This is a genomic window from Parabacteroides faecis (assembly GCF_014647375.1).
Classification (GTDB): Bacteria; Bacteroidota; Bacteroidia; order Bacteroidales; family Tannerellaceae; genus Parabacteroides; species Parabacteroides faecis.
The window spans coordinates 45339-64810 of record NZ_BMPB01000012.1 but is presented as its reverse complement, the minus strand read 5'-3'; the positions used below and the strand labels follow the sequence as shown (position 1 = coordinate 64810).

General features: G+C 42.2%; 12 protein-coding genes. All 12 read right to left on the bottom strand.

The window, feature by feature from the left end; all coding sequences use genetic code 11:
• Nucleotides 1-42: 42 nt before the first annotated feature.
• The 12 genes from IEY67_RS17480 to IEY67_RS17425 all read right to left on the bottom strand — a co-directional run bounded on the left by IEY67_RS17480 (nucleotide 43) and on the right by IEY67_RS17425 (nucleotide 19457).
• Nucleotides 43-1299, bottom strand: coding sequence for a porin family protein (locus IEY67_RS17480; protein ID WP_183671101.1), 1257 nt, complete (start codon nucleotides 1297-1299; stop codon nucleotides 43-45).
• Nucleotides 1300-1308: 9 nt separating this feature from the next.
• Nucleotides 1309-1836, bottom strand: coding sequence for an RNA polymerase sigma factor (locus IEY67_RS17475; RefSeq protein WP_122354002.1), 528 nt, complete (start codon nucleotides 1834-1836; stop codon nucleotides 1309-1311).
• 188 nt (nucleotides 1837-2024) lie between these two features.
• Nucleotides 2025-2357: a cation transporter gene (locus IEY67_RS17470; RefSeq protein ID WP_122354003.1), complete on the bottom strand. Its 333-nt coding sequence runs from the start codon at nucleotides 2355-2357 to the stop codon at nucleotides 2025-2027.
• 36 nt (nucleotides 2358-2393) lie between these two features.
• Complete coding sequence (locus IEY67_RS17465) at nucleotides 2394-4604, bottom strand: TonB-dependent receptor plug domain-containing protein (protein WP_183671102.1); 2211 nt, start codon at nucleotides 4602-4604, stop codon at nucleotides 2394-2396.
• Nucleotides 4605-5097: 493 nt separating this feature from the next.
• Complete coding sequence (locus tag IEY67_RS17460) at nucleotides 5098-5535, bottom strand: hypothetical protein (RefSeq protein ID WP_183671103.1); 438 nt, start codon at nucleotides 5533-5535, stop codon at nucleotides 5098-5100.
• A 47-nt stretch (nucleotides 5536-5582) separates the two neighbouring features.
• Complete coding sequence (locus IEY67_RS17455) at nucleotides 5583-7064, bottom strand: glycoside hydrolase family 10-like protein (protein WP_183671104.1); 1482 nt, start codon at nucleotides 7062-7064, stop codon at nucleotides 5583-5585.
• A 108-nt stretch (nucleotides 7065-7172) separates the two neighbouring features.
• Nucleotides 7173-8126, bottom strand: coding sequence for a thioredoxin-disulfide reductase (trxB, locus tag IEY67_RS17450; RefSeq protein ID WP_122354007.1), 954 nt, complete (start codon nucleotides 8124-8126; stop codon nucleotides 7173-7175).
• Between the two features lie 52 nt (nucleotides 8127-8178).
• A complete protein-coding gene (lolA1, locus tag IEY67_RS17445; protein ID WP_122375924.1) occupies nucleotides 8179-8853 on the bottom strand; it encodes an outer membrane lipoprotein periplasmic chaperone LolA1 in 675 nt (224 codons plus the stop codon).
• A gap of 32 nt (nucleotides 8854-8885) precedes the next feature.
• The gene (locus IEY67_RS17440; RefSeq protein WP_183671105.1) at nucleotides 8886-11411 is read right to left on the bottom strand and encodes an FtsK/SpoIIIE family DNA translocase; all 2526 of its coding nucleotides are present in this window, start codon (nucleotides 11409-11411) and stop codon (nucleotides 8886-8888) included.
• Nucleotides 11412-11674: 263 nt separating this feature from the next.
• On the bottom strand, nucleotides 11675-14617 hold the full coding sequence (locus IEY67_RS17435) for a glycoside hydrolase family 2 TIM barrel-domain containing protein (protein ID WP_373292264.1): 2943 nt from the start codon (nucleotides 14615-14617) through the stop codon (nucleotides 11675-11677).
• Nucleotides 14618-14623: 6 nt separating this feature from the next.
• Nucleotides 14624-17812: a DUF8487 domain-containing protein gene (locus IEY67_RS17430; protein WP_183671106.1), complete on the bottom strand. Its 3189-nt coding sequence runs from the start codon at nucleotides 17810-17812 to the stop codon at nucleotides 14624-14626.
• Between the two features lie 76 nt (nucleotides 17813-17888).
• Nucleotides 17889-19457 (bottom strand): RagB/SusD family nutrient uptake outer membrane protein, encoded by a 1569-nt coding sequence (locus IEY67_RS17425; protein WP_183671107.1) that lies wholly within the window; start codon nucleotides 19455-19457, stop codon nucleotides 17889-17891.
• Nucleotides 19458-19472: the final 15 nt, after the last annotated feature.

Below are 19472 nucleotides of genomic sequence, written 5' to 3'. Positions count from 1 at the left end.
GTTTTTTTATTTTTATGTTATTAGTATTTGTTTCTTATCAGATTAAAAACCGAACCGGAAACCGGCTTGCAGATTTACATTAAATGGTTTTTCAGAACGAACTGTTTCAATGGTACTTCCGTTATCGAAGTAATAATTCGCTCCCACTTCAGCATAGAGACTTAAAAAACGAAGTAATGGGTAACTAACACCGGCACGGGCATTAACAGACCACAACCATTCCTTCATACGAATATGTTCGGATTCTTTACCGTATAATTCTTTATGCATATATTTGTTCGTAACCAATTTACCTGCTACATTCACTTCTGTCATAATTCCTGCTGCAGCATATACCTGGAAACGATTCCATTCCGCTATTTTATATGACAAAGACAACGGAATGCCTATAAAATGAAGCTTCTGACTCGTTTTATTATGATACGACGCAGTTGTTTCCCAGGAAGAAGACAATAAAGAATAATTCAAACCGGTCACTAAAGCAAAACGATTATTCAAAGAATAACTTATTGACATCCCCACAGAAACCGGTGTCTTATGCTTTACATTGGTCCTCGGCAACGAGCTCTCAAAATTAGCTGCGTTCAGGAATAACAATTCCTGATCTGTCAACGATGTATTCTTCAAAGCATACGTATTCAATGAATTGCTTGTCCCGGTAGTAACACTACCACCTCCCATACCGAATCCCCATCGACGAGTAGAAACATTCTTCTCTTTTTTGCCGACCGGAGCAGCGTCTGCTATCAACGAACGGGATTCATCAGCAGAACCTACTTTCGGATGATCCTGTACAACATCCTCTGTTTCAACCACAGCGGTATCATCCGAATGTATTATTACTTCTGCATTCTCCTCCATGTCATCATCTGAAGAAATAACGGCAGGTTCAGTATCGGCAACTGTTACAGTCGCCTTATATGTTTCATGCTTCACCGGCTGTTGCACTCTGGCAACCGGTGTAGCTGTAATTTGTTCTTCTACAGGCTGTATCTGAGTAACAGATGGTTCTGTTTCCTTTGCCAGCTCTGTTTCTATTTTCTTTGTTTCCTGTTCGATCTTTGCAGCAATCGGAGTTGCCTCCTTCTCTGATCTGAATAAATAAACGCTACTCGTTATCATTAACAGCGATATAACTGCTGCTGCAGCCCAATAGCGCAGGGTCCGGCGGAAAGGTACCGGCGCTCTACCCGGCAAACGATCGGCTATCGCCTCCCAGTCGCCCGGCATTGTATCCACCTCAAAATCTTGTAATTTCGAGCGGAACAAATCATCAATTGTATCTCTTTCCTTTTCCATTTTTTCCTTTCAATACAAAGCGTTAATCCTCTTTTGCAACATCTGTTTGGCGCGCGTAAACTGTGAACGTGACGTACTTTCCGTTATATTCAACATATCACTGATCTCCTTATGCGAATATCCTTCTATTGCGAACAGGTTGAATACGGTACGGAAACCTGCCGGTAACTCCTGTACCAGCCTCATCAGCTCCGCCGCCGACATATCCGATATGACCGAACTATCCGGCTGTATCAATTCAGCCGTGTTATCCAGATCGGTCGATTCGCGCAACACATCCGATTTACGCAAATGTTCCAATGCACAATTGACAAAGATCTTACGCATCCACCCTTCGAATGAACCTATACCCGAGAAAGAGTCCATACTGGTAAAAACTTTTACGAATCCATCCTGCAACAAATCGCGGGCAGTCTCCCTGTCGTTTACATAACGCAGACAAACTCCCATCATTTTGCGGGAATACCTCTCGTAAAGCTCTTTCTGAGCCAGCCTGTCCCCCTTCCTACAACCATTTATCAGTTGTGTCTCATCCATTCAGTGTGTGCCTTCTCACCTCTTACGAGGCCATACAACTATTATGATGTTATTCTCGTACAAAACGCTGCATGTTTTATGAACTTTTTTTTCATAAAAGAGGCGGACACATAGATCCGCCCCATACAGGTATGCTTTGCAAAGATAAGATGTTCTAACGAATTTTCGTGTTAACGGATATAGACTGCTTAATTTTTTTTCGCAGGACTGACCGGACAACCGGCACCATCATCCACAGGCACAGCTTCCATACCAATCTTTTTAAAGGCTGAAGCTAATTTCGTTTTCGATGTCTTATCCGTCTTGTAAGTAACCTCTACCGTGCGGGTTTTAAGATCACACTTCATATCGGTCACTCCTTTTTCGAATGAGATATTCTTTTCTACTTTTTTCTGACAATTGGCACACTCCATTCCTTCAACGAAGAAAGTCACGGTGTCTTTTTTCTTTTTTGCATCCTGTGCATACGCCGTAGAAAAAGTAAATACGGCACAAATCAATGCTACTACAAACTGTTTCATAATGTATCTGTATTAATTGGTGAATATGATCGTTATTTAATCGCGGCTGATGTTAAAACGCAGACCGGCATATATTTTTCGTCCGTGAACCGGCCCCCAGACCATCGAACCGTCAAAATTATCTCCCCGCGGATTTTCGGCATCTATAATAGGATGAGATTGTTTATAATCGAACAGGTTCTCCGCACCTATATAGACCGACCATCTGCGAAAATACTTCGTTATCTGCGCATTCACAACAGTATAAGCATTAAAGTCGGATTTCCACAACGGATTTGTTGCATCCGGGGCAGGCATCCGGCCTCCTCCGTTGAACTGGCCGGTCAGGTCGAACTGCCATTTCTTCAAGGGAGTTTGATAGGAAGCAGTCAGCAGCCCCTTATAATCGCTGACCAACGGTTTCTTCAGACGTTGTGTTACTCCCGCAGCATTCCGGTAATCGGTTTTTGCATCCGTATAACGGTAAGCGGCCGTCAATGTAAATCCACGGAAGAAGGGATAAGTCGCTTCCACCTGAAAACTGTTTGAATAAGATTTTCCATCCAGATTATAAAAACTGACGGCATGAGGATCGCTATCCATATCGACTACGACCTGTTTCAGGAAATTGGTATAATACCATTCTCCGTTCAATGTCAGTTCCTTTCCGAACAACGGGATATAGAAAGCCAGGTTAACACCTGTATTCCAAGCCTCTTCCTGATCCAGATTATCTGCGATATTCATTTTACGGCTACTCGACAGCAGGAAGTTATTTTCTGCAAGAATATTTGCCGTACGGAAACCTTTACCGGCAGAAACACGGACATGAAACCAGTCAAACGGATTATATTTAATATGTACGCGAGGCGTAACAAAGAAATCATACAAAGAACTGTAATCTGCCCTGATACCTCCCAACACAATTAATTTATCGTTCAGGTTGTAAGTATATTGCAGATAAGCACCTGGCACCACCTCCGTCCGGTCAAAGACATTACGCACATCATTCTGTAACAGGTTTTCATTGAAGCCGTCATAATTCATGCTTAGACCGGTGCTCAGACTATGGGCCGGCGAAAATTCCTTTTCGTAAAGCAAACTTGCATAAACATTGTTCTGATACACATTGTAAGGGGTACGGTCATACATAGACTTCTGTTCGTGGTAAGAACCGGAAAGGATCAATGCCACGCTTTCTACTTTTTCATTATCGATAATATAGGCTTGCTTCGTATAGAGTTCCGCCCGGTTCGTATTCAGATGAACCTTGTACGGATCGGCAAAATCATGATGTTTGGTGGCTTGCCCCCCGGTACGGCTTTCATGCAGATAACGGACTCCATACTGGGCAACATATTTATCCAGTTTATGATACCAACGGTTCATCAGGTTGACCTGTTCCCTCAAAGGAGTATCCAGAAAACCGTCATCGTTACCGTCATGCTGCTTCTTATCATTGGAATAATGGACCAGCAAGCCGGTCGAAACCTTGTCATTGATATGCCAGGAAGCATCTGCATTTCCTTCATAACGTCCGGCATCACTACCGAACAGATTTACGGAAAAGATATCTGCCGTCGGCGGCTTCTTGAATTCCACATTGATCTGGCCAGCCAGTGCTTCATAGCCATTCTTAACGGAAGAGGTTCCTTTAGACACCTGAATACTCTCCATCCAGGCACCGGGTACATAGTCCAGTCCGTATAAAGAAGCTGCACCACGGAAATTCGGATAATTTTCCGTCAGCATCTGCACATAGGTTCCAGCCAACCCTAACAGTTTGATTTGTCGCGCTCCGGTAGCTGCATCCGCATAGGAGACATCGACAGAAGGGTTTGTCTCGAAACTTTCCGCCAGGTTACAACAGGCGGCACGGCAGAGTTCATCATAAGTGATCTTCTGTGTCTGCAACACACTGGTTCGTGAAGCGATCGTTCCTATTTTACGTTCACTGATCACGACTTCCTCCAGAGCAACTTCACCTTTCAGTTTTATCTTCAAAGGCTCGTCTACATTCGTAACCGGTAAGACAAAAGTCTCATAACCGATATAACTTACGACCAGTTTATTCGCGCCTTCCCTGGTTTTCAGTTTGAAAGCACCGTCTACATCGGTTGTTGTCCCTTGCTGGGTTCCTTCCCAATAGACATTCGCTCCGATTATCGGCTGGTCATTATCATCAAACACATGCCCTTTTACTTCTTTCGCCTGGGCTGTAATGGCGAAGAAAATCAGTATTATAATAAGATAGAGTTGTTTCAACATTACTTTATATTTTGATTCAGTAGATATTCCGGTAAAACCGGAATTTGGGGTTTCTATTATTACAGAAATGTTTCATTTCTGTAGTTGACAGTTGACAAGTGACAGTTGACAGTTATTATCAGATTTGAATGTTTCAAAGATTGTCAGTTTGAGCTATCCCCTTATCAAAGAGATTTCGCTATTACAGGTTCATTTGCCGTCAGTTTTAACTGACGGATTAGTAAATGAGCTATTTCTTTGGACTTTAGTCCCATTTTAAACACACTCTCCATGCTAAGAGAAATGTGGCTAAAGCCAAAAAGAGAAACAACTTGTACTCCGTCAGTTAAAACTGACGGCAAATGAACCTGTAACAAAGCATGCCTTATTGATAACAGAAGCCGATTGACGAATAGACTCCCGTTTTATATATTCGATTGCGAAGCCTAACTGTCAACTGTCACTTGTCAACTGTCAACTGAAAAAGGTTTCACCTTTTTCTAATATTGAGCTACTAAATCAACAGAGAAGTAAGTAAATTCAAATAAATGCGGGGACAGACAATAGGTGGTCCGTCCTGATCCAGCGAGATAGATTCTTTTATGGAAGGAACCGGTACCAATGAGGTCAAAGATGAACTGAACGACAGTAAGTCGATCATTACCGGTTGTAGTTCTACTATGGGATTATTAAAATTGCTCCAATCAAAACTGATCCGTTCCAGATCACAACAGTCGTCTTCGCAACAACCGGAGGAGCAGGATGTCTCTTCTGTAGCTGTGTCACAGCAACCATGACCGTGCACTTCACAACAATTATCATTTAATAAAACGGCTACACCTTCCGTACGGCAATCATTGCAACAATACGTCACAAAGTTCACTCCGGCACCTCCATAGAAAATAAGAGACGCCAGAAAAACGATAAACAGATATGTAACAGTCTTTTTCATTCAGCACAAAGATAGTGCTTTCACATATTCACTCCTAATCGTTAATATTATTTAGGAAACTTAGATAAGTAATAATAGGTTTCAGGAGACGGCTGCCCTTCTATATGATAGCGGGTAGAAGCCGAAACACTGAAACTGTAACCTCTCTCCTCATTCGGTCCGACCGGCAGATACAAGACTGTATCCCTTATCCCTGTTGCGAGCATGGATTTGGCCGACGCCGTATCGATCGAATCCGTCAACGAGTAATATACCGTATAGGAAAGATCCTCTTTTTCCGTTGCCGGTTTCTGCCAGGATAATTTCAACTCATCTCCTGTCCGCTCCACGCATATCCCCTCCGGCGAGTCAGGGATGCGGTCATTCAACCAGGTCAGCGGTAACAACTGGGCGGGATATTTATAATAATTATCTTTCAGTTCATTATATAACCCTTTCGAATTATCCAACACATTTGCACAGCGGAAAAAAGTACAACCGGCACCTCCATAATAACGGCTGTAATCTATCTGATCCGTAATGTCATTAACCGTCCAGTCTGCTTCGGATTTATCCATCCGGTAAGCCCCCAATCCCGGGACAACCAAACGCCCGTTACAATTTTCCACCCAGTTGTCCACAAACGGAAAAAAATTGTCGTGCAGGTAGTACATCATCGGAACGATCATATCCTGTTTCCCTTTTTGCATCCACATTTTAGGATCCTGGAAAACACTTTCATACGCCGTCCATCCGGCATTGGGAACCCGTTCGATACGGTTGTATTTACCTAGCGGCGAACTGCTGACCTGAACCCAGGGCTTTGCCTGTTTGACCCAGTCATAAATACGATATACCATCTTATTGATATTCTCACGGCGCCAATCGGGCAAACGGGTAGATTTTCCATATTTCTGATGGACCGCCTTGTCCGGAAAAGTCTTTGCCTGCTCCGGATAACGGATATAGTCGAACTGAATACCATCGATATCATATCCGTTCACCAATTCCTTCACCAATGATAAAATATAATCGGCCGTCTCCGGCACTCCCGGATCGAGATACCACTCTCCATTATGCCGTTTACACAACTTCGGATTCCGTTTCACAACAGAAAGTTTGCCCTGTTCCTTCACGGCCTTTTCCGTACCGACTGGAAATGTGACAAACCAGGCATGGCACTCCATTCCCCGTTTATGACATTCTTCTATTGCAAAAGCCAACGGATCATATCCGGGCATTGTTCCGTATTTACCTGAGAAAGTTTTCGATGCCGGTTCAATTGCCGAACGGTAGATCACGTCACCCCTCAAGCGAACCTGCAAAAAGACGGTATTAAAATTGGCATCGGCCAGCTGATCCAATATAGTACATAACTCCTGCTGCTGGGCTTTTCGTCCGGCTTCTGTTGTCGCCGGTTTCTTCGGCCAGTCAAGACCATATATAGTAGTCAGCCAAACCGCACGTATCTCCCGTTTCGGAGATTCCACCGCACGTACAGATCCTATTATCAATAAAAATACAGGCAACAACAATAAAATTTTCTTCATACCACTCCCTCTACGATATTATTTGGTGGACAAAAATAATACATCTATGCATGATACATAGATGTATTACCTATTATTTTACTGATATTTAGTTTAAAAGATCAGAGCTTATTTACCCATTTCAGACAGGTAGCGTTCAGCTTCAATGGCTGCCTTACAACCACTGCCGGCAGCAGTAATTGCCTGGCGATAGTGCGGATCTGCCACATCACCTGCCGCAAAAACACCGGGAACAGTTGTACGCGGCGTATCAGGTATTGTTTTGATATAACCGATCTCATCTGTTTCAAGCCACGGTTTGAAAATATCAGAGTTCGGTTTGTGTCCGATAGCCAGGAAGAAACCGTCGATAGCGATATCCACCTTTTCTTCATCCGGCTCACCCATACGTTTTACCAGGTGAGCACCTTCCACGCCATTTTCTCCGAACAGACCGATTGTATTATGTTCAAACAACACCATGATATTCGGCGTATTGAACACACGGTCCTGCATCACTTTCGAAGCACGCAGATAAGGTTTACGTACGATCAGATACACCTGTTTAGCCAAACCTGCCAGATAAATAGCTTCTTCGCAAGCCGTATCGCCACCACCTACTACAGCTACCACTTTCTTACGATAGAAGAAACCGTCGCAGGTTGCACAGGCAGAAACACCCATCCCGGCATATTTATGTTCGTCGGGGATTCCCAGATATTTAGCGGTTGCACCGGTAGCAATGATCAATGTTTCTGTTTCAATCACTTTCTCACCGTCGATCGTTATTTTATAAGGAGCAGCGGAAAGGTCTGTCGCCGTAGCGATACCGAAACGAATATCGGCTCCGAAACGCAAAGCCTGCTGTTTCAAATCTTCCATTAACTCCGGACCGGTGATACCTTCAGGATACCCCGGAAAGTTTTCAACTTCTGTAGTCGTTGTCAGCTGGCCGCCCGGTTGAATTCCTTCGTACAATACGGGAGACAAATTAGCACGTGAAGCATAGATTGCTGCTGTATATCCTGCAGGACCGGAACCTATAATCAGGCAACGAACCTTTTCATTTATTGAATCACTCATAGTTTTATGTTAATTGAAATTGATACTTGAAACTTATTTTATCGCTTATATTTTAACGCAGGTCGATCACTTCGGCATCCGGATAATCGCTTTCCTTAAAAACAAAAAAATCGTCCGGTTGGTTTACGCCTGTCTTCAAATTGCTGATATGAATCGTATTACTGATACCATTCTTTGCTTCAACCTTTATTTTAGCAGGGAAATTGGAGAATTTCTCGATCTGTAATTCCACTTTCAGGATATCCCCTTTCTTTTTAGGCGTCAATTCGATATCATAGGCAGACTTTCCGTTCGAAGCTGTACTTTCACCAATATATTTAGGGGTAAACCCTTTCTTATACGCCCGTAACAATAAAGCCGGATTGGTAAATTGTAGTTCTTCACCGCTCGGGGTACTTACATTGACTTCGTCATTGCGCTCCACATAAGACCATTGGGTCGTTCCGTCAAACCAAGTAACCATATCGGGGGTAACTAATGTAAACTTATCCCCCTTCATATTGATCGTGCCTTCAAAACTCTCAGATACTTTCTGCACATCCGAACGGGTGTTCAGAGCAAAGGAGGCTGAAATACCATTTGACTTTTCATAAGCATCGGCCGCCTTATCCAGGATGGAAGCAGCATTCTGTGCCCGGCTTGTTACTCTGATCCCAAAGAGCAGGCATGCCAACAGTCCGAAAATAGCGATCGCTCTCCATATTTTTATTTTCTGTTCTCTTTTCATAGGTAATTAATTATTTAGGAAAAAAGGAAACCTTATTTCAGCGAATTAAGTAATTGCTCCAGATTATATTCATCCTGAATCAATACCTGACGGGCTTTACTTCCTTCAAACGGTCCGACGATACCGGCAGCCTCCAACTGGTCCATCAAACGACCGGCACGGTTATACCCGATAGCAAACTTACGCTGGATCAGCGAAGTCGATCCCTGTTGCTGGATTACGATCAGGCGGGCTGCTTCATCGAACAAGGGGTCACGATCGGACAGGTCGACCGAACCCGGTGCTTTGTCGTCACCACCTTCGCCCACATATTCAGGCAACAGGAAAGCTGTAGCATATCCGACCTGGCCGGAGATATAATTGACGATCTGTTCCACTTCCGGAGTATCCACAAAGGCACACTGTACACGGTTCGTATCACCTCCCTGCGAAAACAGCAAGTCACCACGACCGATCAACTGGTTCGCTCCCGGAGCATCCAGAATAGTACGCGAGTCGACCATCTGCATTACACGGAATGCCATACGTGCCGGGAAGTTCGCCTTGATAATACCGGTAATGATATTGGTAGACGGACGTTGTGTCGCAATGATCATATGGATACCGACGGCACGCGCTTTCTGTGCGATACGGGCGATCGGCGTTTCAATTTCTTTACCTGCCTGCATGATCAGATCACCAAACTCATCGATGATCACCACGATGAACGGCATGAATTTATGTCCTTTTTCCGGATTCAGATGACGGGATACGAATTTGGTATTATATTCCTTGATATTACGCACATGCGCTTTCATCAGCAATTCATAACGGTCGTCCATCTCCTTACATACGGAATTCAGCGTCATGATCACTTTGGTACAGTCGGTAATAACGGCTTTGTCCGCATCCGGCAGTTTCGCCAGATAATGGCGTTCGAGATCAGAATAGATACCGAATTCCACCATCTTCGGATCGACGAGTACAAACTTCAGTTCAGACGGATGTTTTCTATATAACAAAGATGTTATTACGGCGTTCAGCCCGACAGATTTACCTTGTCCGGTAGCACCGGCCACCAGCAAGTGGGGCATCTTACACAGGTCGAACATAAAGATCTCGTTGGTAATGGTCTTACCCAAAACGACCGGCAGGTCATATTTCGACTCCTGGAATTTGCGTGAAGCAACAACCGACTGCATAGATACGATCTGCGGGTCTTTGTTCGGCACCTCGATACCGATCGTACCCTTACCCGGCATCGGAGCAATGATACGAATACCCAAAGCCGACAGGTTCAGGGCAATATCGTCTTCCAGATTCTTGATCTTCGAAATACGGACACCCGTATCCGGAATTACTTCATATAATGTAATGGTCGGACCGACCGTCGCCTTAATTGATGCGATGCTGATACCGAAACTTTCCAGTGTCTGTTTGATTCGTTTCTGGTTAGCCATCTGCTCTTCCATGTCTACCTGATGATCGCTGACATCATATTTCTTCAGCAGTTCTATCGGCGGATTGCGGAAGCTGGACAGATCCAGTTTCGGGTCGTAATCACCCAAAGCGGAAGCATCATACACTTCGTCATCACCGGTAGGAACTTCAACGGTAAAACGCGGATCGCCGGGAAGATCTTCCGGTTCATCCGGCTGATTTTCCGCATTCGGAGCATCATAAACATCTTCTTCCTGAGGTACTGTCACTTCAAACGTATCATCATTGGAGATATTCGAATAGGTTTCTGTTTTCTGCTTCTTCTCCTCATGGCGGGCAGTCTCCATTTCTCTTTCCGTATCGAATACGAAATCAACCGTTTCGGGTTTCTCATCCGGCTGTTCTACGACAGTTCTGCCTGACGCCTTCTCTTCATCCTCTTTATTTTCAACTACTTCTTCTGCATCATCCATACCTTCTGCCTTTTCTCTCTTCAGACGATTTTTCAGCCATCCGAAAGAAAGCACACTTTGCAGGAACGGGATCGTTCTCTTGCTTGAAAATATAGCAATGATCAGAAAAACTCCGGCCAACAGCAAGATAGTTCCGGGAATACCGACATTGGTAATCATCATTTCCGACAGGTAATATCCATGTTGTCCTCCCAGATAAATAAATGTATCTTCATATCCGCTGATAAACACAAAGGCAAAAAACATAGATCCCCAAACCAGCATAGCGGCACAAAACAGAAACCGCTTCAATAGCGATACCCGCCGAAGGTTCATCAGTTTGGCTCCTACCGATCCGAGGAAAAACAAGATCATAAAAGAAGATATCCCGAACCAGCGGTTCATCAGCAGGTCAGCCAAAACAGCCCCCCGCACTCCCGTCCAGTTCTCAACCGACCCTCTGTTCGTCAGCAGGTCTGCCAACGGAACGTTTTCAATCTTGCTCTGATCGGCACCTCCTGTAAAGAAGAAGGATATAAGTGCCAATCCTATATAAATAGTGATAATTGCTATTACCAATCCTGTAATGAAACGGGTACGCTCATTGGTGAAAAACATTTTCATCAACGCTAATTTGCCCGGCTCGTTATTACTATTTTGTTTTGTTGTAGTTGCTTTCTTTGCCATATAAATCCTCGTTCAATGATATCTGAAAAACAGTCCAGGTATCTTTTATAACTTGCAAATATACATGATTATCTCCAAATCGCCACGCAAAAATTCTATTATTCCCTATCAGTCCCTTTTGCCAGTTTCTGCAATTTATATGTTCAGTCCGTCAGAGGGATTGGTAAACTAAGCAAACCACGATGTTAAACATTAATAATAAAAAACAAAAGGGGGTTGTCTAAAAAGTCACTCATTCGTCCTTGAGAATTGAATATTTGAAATCAATCTGTATTACGTTTCCCAAACAAAGTAACTTCTCCCATACCAGCACGTCCTTCCGATACACTATGAATTGTAACCCGAAAATACTTCACATTTCTACAATTCAATTCTATCGGTTTAAACTCCCAACCGGTACACTCCCGCTCATAGAGCAAACTCCAATTATTTCCATCAGACGACACTTCAACAGTATGTCCGTACAAAGAGCTATCCTTTTGAAAAAGAATACGACTTGCCTTTATATCGACAGGTTCATCAAACGAAAAAGTCACAACCTGAGGCAGACTATCCGTATCCGCAATCCACCAACTCCGATCATCCCCATCTACGAGATTTACTACAGGATAAGAAACATGAGAACTGGTTGCCGTAACCTTCCGGGGAATTAACACAGGAAGATTTAGCAACATCCTTTCTTTTACATTCATCTTTTCTACTACGCCATCTTCTTCTTTCCCTTTAAAAGGTGCGTGAATACCGTCCGGCACGAACAAACCGTCATAAGGGATACTTTTTATACCAGCTATTCCTTCCTGCAGATCTTTCGCTTCAGCCTTAACTATTATCTCCCCGGGATATTTGCCGGTCCGGACAAAAACAAAACCAATACCACCTTCTACCTTTTGACGACTAACACCTATCCGTTCAATACCATCACCTATGATCTCTCCCTCTCCACGTATTGACAAAGTAATCAAATCTGTAGCATTATTCACTAATGTCCCGTTTTCATCACAAACCTTTATATAAACTGGTATCATATCACTTCCGTCCGCCACCGGCATCACATTTTTATGACTAAAAAAGACTTCCAGATGATGTGGCTTCCCAGGGGTACGTACCACATGTGTAGCTACAATTTTGCCATCTGATAAACCTTCAGCCATTAATTCTCCTTGCTCATATCTATCTAGATAAAAAACGAAATCCGGACTCCCTCCTTTTTTTACTATATTAGGGCGGAATGAAGTTCGCTCCAACCGAGTTTGTGTTCCTATAAGCCGTTTATTCTGATAGAGTTTTACTTCATCACAGTTAGAAAACACAGTGATTGGGGATAAAGCCCCCCCGGTCTCCGAAGGCATATTATAGGAAGCGATAAACACCATCGGCCCTTCATATAAACCAGCCTGGCTTATATTTTTATCACGCATACTCTGCATCATATAATAACTAAACTTTGGGGCACGGTTTACATCCACAACGCCGCAATACATTGTCGTTTCCTGACTTCCCCGATTATAATCATTATAACTCCATAAGAAATGTCCTCCTAAACGTTCATTGGCATCCAACATACACCAATCAAAATAACCTCTTCCTTCCAGCTGTTCATAGCGGGTATTACATTGTTCAAGCAATTCTCTCTCATCCCCAGCTATACTCACACGAGGTCTCTCTCCGGCTCCATCTCCCCATTCCCTGGTTAGTAACGGCTTAATTACAACTTGATCCTCCGTATAATTACTCATTACATTACCGTCTTTCGGGAAACGGGCTACTTGTTTATAGAACACATCATAACAATCCACCAGATCCGTATGACCAAAATAATCTCCAGCCGTATACATTTGATCACCGGGATATTCTTCATGAGCTATCCTGTAAAGCATCTTAGCAATTTCCTTCGGATAACGCGTCTCGTTTAACGCTGTCTCCCATAAAACAACCGAGGTGTGATTCCTGTCACGCCTGATCATTCTACGGCAAACCTCATAAACTCGGTTTATAAAAGTAGTATCATTATTAAAATACTGCCACCCCGGTATACATTCTACAACCAACAGTCCATATTTATCACAAGCGTCAAGGAAAGCTGGATCTTGTGGATAGTGAGCTGCACGTACCGCATTATAACCACCCTGTTTCATATTGATCACTTCTCTTTCCTGCATCGAATTCGAAGCGGCATCCCCTACATAGGGATAAGCCTGATGCCGGTTTGCACCACGCATATACAATTTTTCTCCATTTATAAGAAAGCCATCTTCTGTCGTATATTGTATAGAGCGTATTCCTATTTGGCGGGTAACCTTATCTACCGTTTTATCGTCAACTACCACTTCTGTTCTCAATTCATACAAGCAAGGACGATAAGGATACCAAAGAGAAGGATTATCAACCGACAATTCTTGCTCCAAATGAATACTTGTACCAGCTTTTAATGAAAAGGGACGCCGTTGACAAACAATTTCCTTGTTATCCGAATCAATCAAACAGGTGAGAAGATATCCTTTTCTGGAAATATTGTTCCGATTCCTGACATGAGTCTTTATATGTATCTTTGCCTTTTCTCTACTCACCTCGGGATAAGTGACAAAAACTCCTCCTCCGGCAATTTCATTCTCTTCCAGAGGATCCGTAACATAAAGCTTATCTGAAATTATCATTCCCACATCCCGGTATATGCCGCTATAATAATAAAAGTCCAGATCGCTCTGTGGTTTTCCAGGCGGAGTCAACGGATCATATTCCGCGGATACACGTACTGCCAAGACATTATTTCCGTCAAAGTTGACCATACCCGTGATATCTGCAATAAAGCCAATATACCCACCATGATTTTCAGTTATTTCATGCCCGTTCAGATAGACTTTACATGAAGTCATAACACCTTCAAATGCTATACGAATATTTTTATCTTTATATTCAGGAGCGAGAGTAAAATAACGACGATACCAACCTATCCCATCATAAATCACATCTCCACCACAATGTTTCCTTTCCAGTTGCATAATATGAGGAATTGAAACCGGCATCCAAGAGGAGTCATCAGCCGTAATAGATTCACCGTTTTCAATATCACCCCGAAAAAAAGCCCAGTCAGTATTCATTGAAAGGTTTATCCGTGAAACATCTCCTGCATACGTTTCCGCAAAAAACATACAAAAGAAGATGATCCCACTTAAAAACTTATTTATATACTTTTTCGCACTCTTCATAAAATATTATTGTTTAGGCATCAAGGCTATTTCACCAACCAACAAAGATCCACCATCAAGGCCTGTAAGCGTAATACCGATATTACCTAATAAGGTTTCTCCCGGATTCAACTTAAATGTAATCCATTTTCCTTTATGCGGAATATGATCGACAATTGTTTCTCTTCCATTGAAAAGAACAGTCCCTTTTCTAACCTTATTATCCGGATTACAGAGGAATAATTTAATCACACCATCAAAATCAAATGGTAATTTTAAGTCCAATTCAATCTTCTTTCCCTGCCATGCCGAAAATGATTCATCTACTATTATATTATCACAATGAACACGATAACCATATTTATCTGTTTCATAAAATGTAGAAGCATCCTTTTCGAGTGTCCATTCTGTTACCCCGTTTTGCTCCCAACGGCCTCCAGCCTTTACATAGAGATAAGCCTTTTCAAATTCACTAGGGGCTAAGTAAGATGTGTTTATATCATATAATTCGCGTTTCATCCAATCATAATCAATAATGTCACTTGGTTGAAAACCGGAGGAAGCGACATATCCTAGTAAGCTGTTCTTCAAAGCCCGCGCTGCAGGTCTCTTCTCCAACGAATCCACCAAATTATACCCACAGATTAAAATACGTCCTCCTTCTTTACTTACAAATTCCATGATGGAACCTAATTTACGATTAAAATGAAAATCATGAATCGGTTGTACAATAGGGCGTATAGTAGACGGAAATCCTTCTAAATCAAAACCACGTCCTCCCTGACAAATCTCAAACCACTGAAAATCCAGATAGTTGTCGGTCGGAAAATTGTTGAATGCCGGATGTGTGTTTCGAATAACCGCTCCATTCGTGAACCCTTCATTTCCCTGATCTCCCGCCTGCCAGAAAGTAGGTTTCCAATGAGCATATCCGGCATTTTTATTACCCCCCAACCGATGTGCCCACAAAACAACACTCTTTCCAGCTTTAAGATAATCAATAGCTTCTGTAACAGAAGTTGTTTCTTTCACTGAATTATCCTTTAAATCCTTCTGTTCGGTGAATACCCATAAATTCCAGTTATTCTTATACTCCGTATCACGTATCGAGACCTCCAGAACCAATTTCTGTGAACGATCTATTTTATTCAATGGGACTGACAATAATCCAATTTTATTCAATACTGCATTTTTAATATCATAATGGTCGAAAGTCCCTTTATCCCATACATAACCATTTTCATTCCTTAATTGCCAATCAATCCTTGCATCTTCTATATCTTTATTGGCAAAATGAAAAACCTCTATTCCGACTTTCAAAGTATCGACTGACATGTATATATAAGATGGGACCCGCATAAGCGGAACTGTCGTATTGCACCAATTTCTAACTTTTTCAGGTGTGACAATCCCTTTGTTATCATAAAACGAATCCAACCAGCCGACCAATGCCACTCCTTGTCCCGAAAAATCCTGAATACTCAACAATTGAAAACCTCCACAATAAGGAGTTCTCAATAAAGATTCCACATTCTCCTTATATAAAGTAAGCGATTGGAGTCCGGAAGATTGTATAAACTCCTTATTTTGCTCATATACACCATGTTTCAAAGCTAGTTTTTTATACGATTCCATCGATCGTGCTCTCAGATTTCCTGTATATTTATTTATTTCATTCCAGTCGGGATAAAACACCCATTGCCCGACTTCATGTTGAATAGATGGTAACGGAGAGGCATCCCCATACCACCGGGCATAATCCCAATCCGTGGATAATCGTCCTTCATTAATAAAAAGTAACGGATAAGGAGATGAAAGATCCCCTTGAAAATTGATATCCGAATTCATTGTAACAGGTCGTCTGACCGATGCTGTATAAAAATGCCGCGGATCATACTCTTTGACGTCTTTTATCCAAGGGTCCAACTTATTACGATCAAATCCCCCCAGTTCATTTCCCATTGCCAGCATGATCAAAGAGGGATGATTCCCATAAGAATCAGCTATCCTCCTTAACTCTGCATGCAAAAAAGGTTCTACTTTTTCAATATCCAATTCTTTCCCCATCCATCCGTCTCGCCAGAATATTTCACTCAATATATATAAGCCAAGTTCGTCTGCTGCTTCAAAAGCAGCTTTAGGGGGAGTCCATGAATGAAAACGGACATGGTTTAAACCAAAATCTTTATAGTGTCGAAGAATATGAAGCCAACTCTTTTTATCTGTGGCCGGGTATCCTGTCAATGGAAAAACGGCACAATCCAAATTTCCTCTCAAGTAACGTTCCAGACCATTAACCGTTATATAATCCTCTGTTTTTCCAATCGAACGGAATCCGAATATAACAGGTTCATAAACATCATTTCCCGATTTACTCATCAAAGAACAGTTCAGTTCGTATAAGGAAGGAGAAAACTCATCCCAAAGTTTTACATCAGAGACTTTAAGAGATTCGACGATCCTGTTTTTTCCGGAAGTTATCCGACAATTCGACTCCATTGTATTAACCACCTTGCCCGTTTTCCTATCCCTTAATTCAAAACACAGTTTTGCTTTCTGTTCCTTTTTTGATCGATTCAAAACCGAAATTTCAATATCCAATTGTCCCGTATCATCCGGGAAAGTACGTATCTGGCTGATTTGTACATCCGGATGTGATGACATGATCATTTCTCCGATTATTCCGTTCCAGATAATTTGTGTCTGTTCGCCATAACTATGTCCCCATTCATTTCCTATCGGATAGATTTCGCGATTATCAATACATAAAGTCAACCTATAGGTACCCGGAGACAACTTACCTAAAAAATAATAGTGAGGTGTCAATAACGATTCCTGCGCATCAATATATTGATCATTTAACCACAACTTACTTTTCCACATTATCCGCTCAAAACAAAGGGATACATTTTTATTTTTCCAGTTTTCAGGTATGCTTATATCCATCTGGTACCATGCTTTCCCTATATATTTATGCAACCGGGACAGTTTTCCTGTCTCAATAACTTCTGGACCATAACCGCCTTCATCCGTAATGCCCGGCAGTTTTATACTATCAATTAATGTTTTTGTATACCATAATTCTTTTTCGCCAATGTCAGCCGAATCCAGTTCAAACCGCCAATCTCCGGCTAACGATATCCGTCCGGTAGTTTGGGATATTAAAAACTGATGTAAAGAAAAAAGTAGAAAAATACAACAGATTATTTTTTTCATTATAGATGATCTTTTATAAAGGTCAAGGCAAAACAGACAATCAGTTTTGCCTTGATTAGTTATACCGGATATTTTATCAGTACCCCGGATTTTGTTTTATCTCAGAAGCTGCATCGATCGTTGTTTGTGGAATAGGCCACAGGTAATGCTTCGCAGGATCAAAAATCCGAACTTCCGTCTTGATCCGTTCCTCCGTTAAAGCCAATTTACCGGTTACAGGATCCACTGTTCCTAAACGACATCCGTAAACCTGCCCGGGCATTACCTCTTCACCAATCTTCCAACGACAAACATCAAACCAGCGTAATCCTTCCAAAGCCAGTTCTACACGACGTTCGCGCCGCACCAGTTCTCTCATTTTCGCTTGAGTCGCATAAACCGTTTTATCGACTTCACGCATACCGGCACGATCACGAAGTTCATTAAGTACGTCATAGACAGAAGCATCTATTTCCCCTAATTCTACTTTACACTCTGCATACATTAATAAGACTTCTGCATAACGCATCACGATAGCATTCATAGCCGTATTCCACATATCAGCATAATCACCCAAATTATCCACATATTTACGAACCAGATAACCTGTTTTAGAACGTCCGTAAGGAGCATAATAATCTCCATTGGGATCGTTCTGATCTATCGGATCATAGTATTTTCCCTCGTACAGGTCACCCGGACATAAAATACTGGCACTAAGTCGAGGATCACGATTCTGATAAGGTTGGTCAGGATCGTAAAGAGGCGATTCTCCTATCGTTTTTCCATCTATACATTCATATACATCCACCAAACTTTGTGTCGGATTGATAGAACACCACCCTCCGCTACTGGCAGGAGGCAATATACCCAATGTCTCATTAGAATATAAATTTTCAACATACTGAACATCCATGATTATTTCCTGATTATTCTTGTTCGAAATTCGAAACAAACCTCTGTAATCCGGAAACAAGGAATATCCGAGTTTCATAATTTCTTCACATGCTTTCAGACAATCTGCATATTGATTATTATACAACAACATCCTCGCTTTTAATGTCAATGCAGCTCCACGTGTAACACGCCCCACATCATTTCCTGTATATTTAATCTCTAGTTGAGGTGCTATCTCGGTAAGTTCGTCCAAAATAAACTGAATAACTTCTTCTTTCGGATTACGCGGTTTATTCGCATCTGTTATAGGTAAAACTTCTTTTACCAAAGGGATATCACCATAAAACAAAACTTTCCAAAAGTAATCCCATGCACGCAAAAACCGGACTTCCGCAGTTAGTCTGGTTCTCAATGCATCATCCATTTCCGGACGATGAATATTTTCCAGAAAATTATTGTAACGGACCATTTTGCTATATCCAAAATAATCTGTCCCCGGATCAGAAGGTGTTGCATACCCGGAAGCCTGAACCGACCATCCTTCCCAAGGGAACGGATCATGTGCATTATCAGAAGCACAATCTAAAGATATCACCTCTGTCATTGAAAACCACCCGTCATAACATCCCATAGCCGCAGCTACAGCATCTTTTTCCGTATTCCAGAATCCTTCGTTTGAAGGCTGGTCCAATGGATTTCTTTCCAAAAAATCACTGCTGCACGCTGATAAAAACAGCGCACCTATTATCGAATAAATTATATTTCTCATTTTTTCATCGTATTA

What these genes read in the sequence shown, in the direction of transcription:
- IEY67_RS17460 (WP_183671103.1), bottom strand. Translation starts at nt 5,535, where the DNA reads ATGAAAAAGACTGTTACATATCTGTTTATCGTTTTTCTGGCGTCTCTT.
- IEY67_RS17470 (WP_122354003.1), bottom strand. Translation starts at nt 2,357, where the DNA reads ATGAAACAGTTTGTAGTAGCATTGATTTGTGCCGTATTTACTTTTTCT.
- lolA1 (WP_122375924.1), bottom strand. Translation starts at nt 8,853, where the DNA reads ATGAAAAGAGAACAGAAAATAAAAATATGGAGAGCGATCGCTATTTTC.
- IEY67_RS17430 (WP_183671106.1), bottom strand. Translation starts at nt 17,812, where the DNA reads ATGAAAAAAATAATCTGTTGTATTTTTCTACTTTTTTCTTTACATCAG.
- IEY67_RS17465 (WP_183671102.1), bottom strand. Translation starts at nt 4,604, where the DNA reads ATGTTGAAACAACTCTATCTTATTATAATACTGATTTTCTTCGCCATT.
- IEY67_RS17435 (WP_373292264.1), bottom strand. Translation starts at nt 14,617, where the DNA reads ATGAAGAGTGCGAAAAAGTATATAAATAAGTTTTTAAGTGGGATCATC.
- IEY67_RS17455 (WP_183671104.1), bottom strand. Translation starts at nt 7,064, where the DNA reads ATGAAGAAAATTTTATTGTTGTTGCCTGTATTTTTATTGATAATAGGA.
- IEY67_RS17425 (WP_183671107.1), bottom strand. Translation starts at nt 19,457, where the DNA reads ATGAGAAATATAATTTATTCGATAATAGGTGCGCTGTTTTTATCAGCG.
- trxB (WP_122354007.1), bottom strand. Translation starts at nt 8,126, where the DNA reads ATGAGTGATTCAATAAATGAAAAGGTTCGTTGCCTGATTATAGGTTCC.
- IEY67_RS17475 (WP_122354002.1), bottom strand. Translation starts at nt 1,836, where the DNA reads ATGGATGAGACACAACTGATAAATGGTTGTAGGAAGGGGGACAGGCTG.
- IEY67_RS17440 (WP_183671105.1), bottom strand. Translation starts at nt 11,411, where the DNA reads ATGGCAAAGAAAGCAACTACAACAAAACAAAATAGTAATAACGAGCCG.
- IEY67_RS17480 (WP_183671101.1), bottom strand. Translation starts at nt 1,299, where the DNA reads ATGGAAAAGGAAAGAGATACAATTGATGATTTGTTCCGCTCGAAATTA.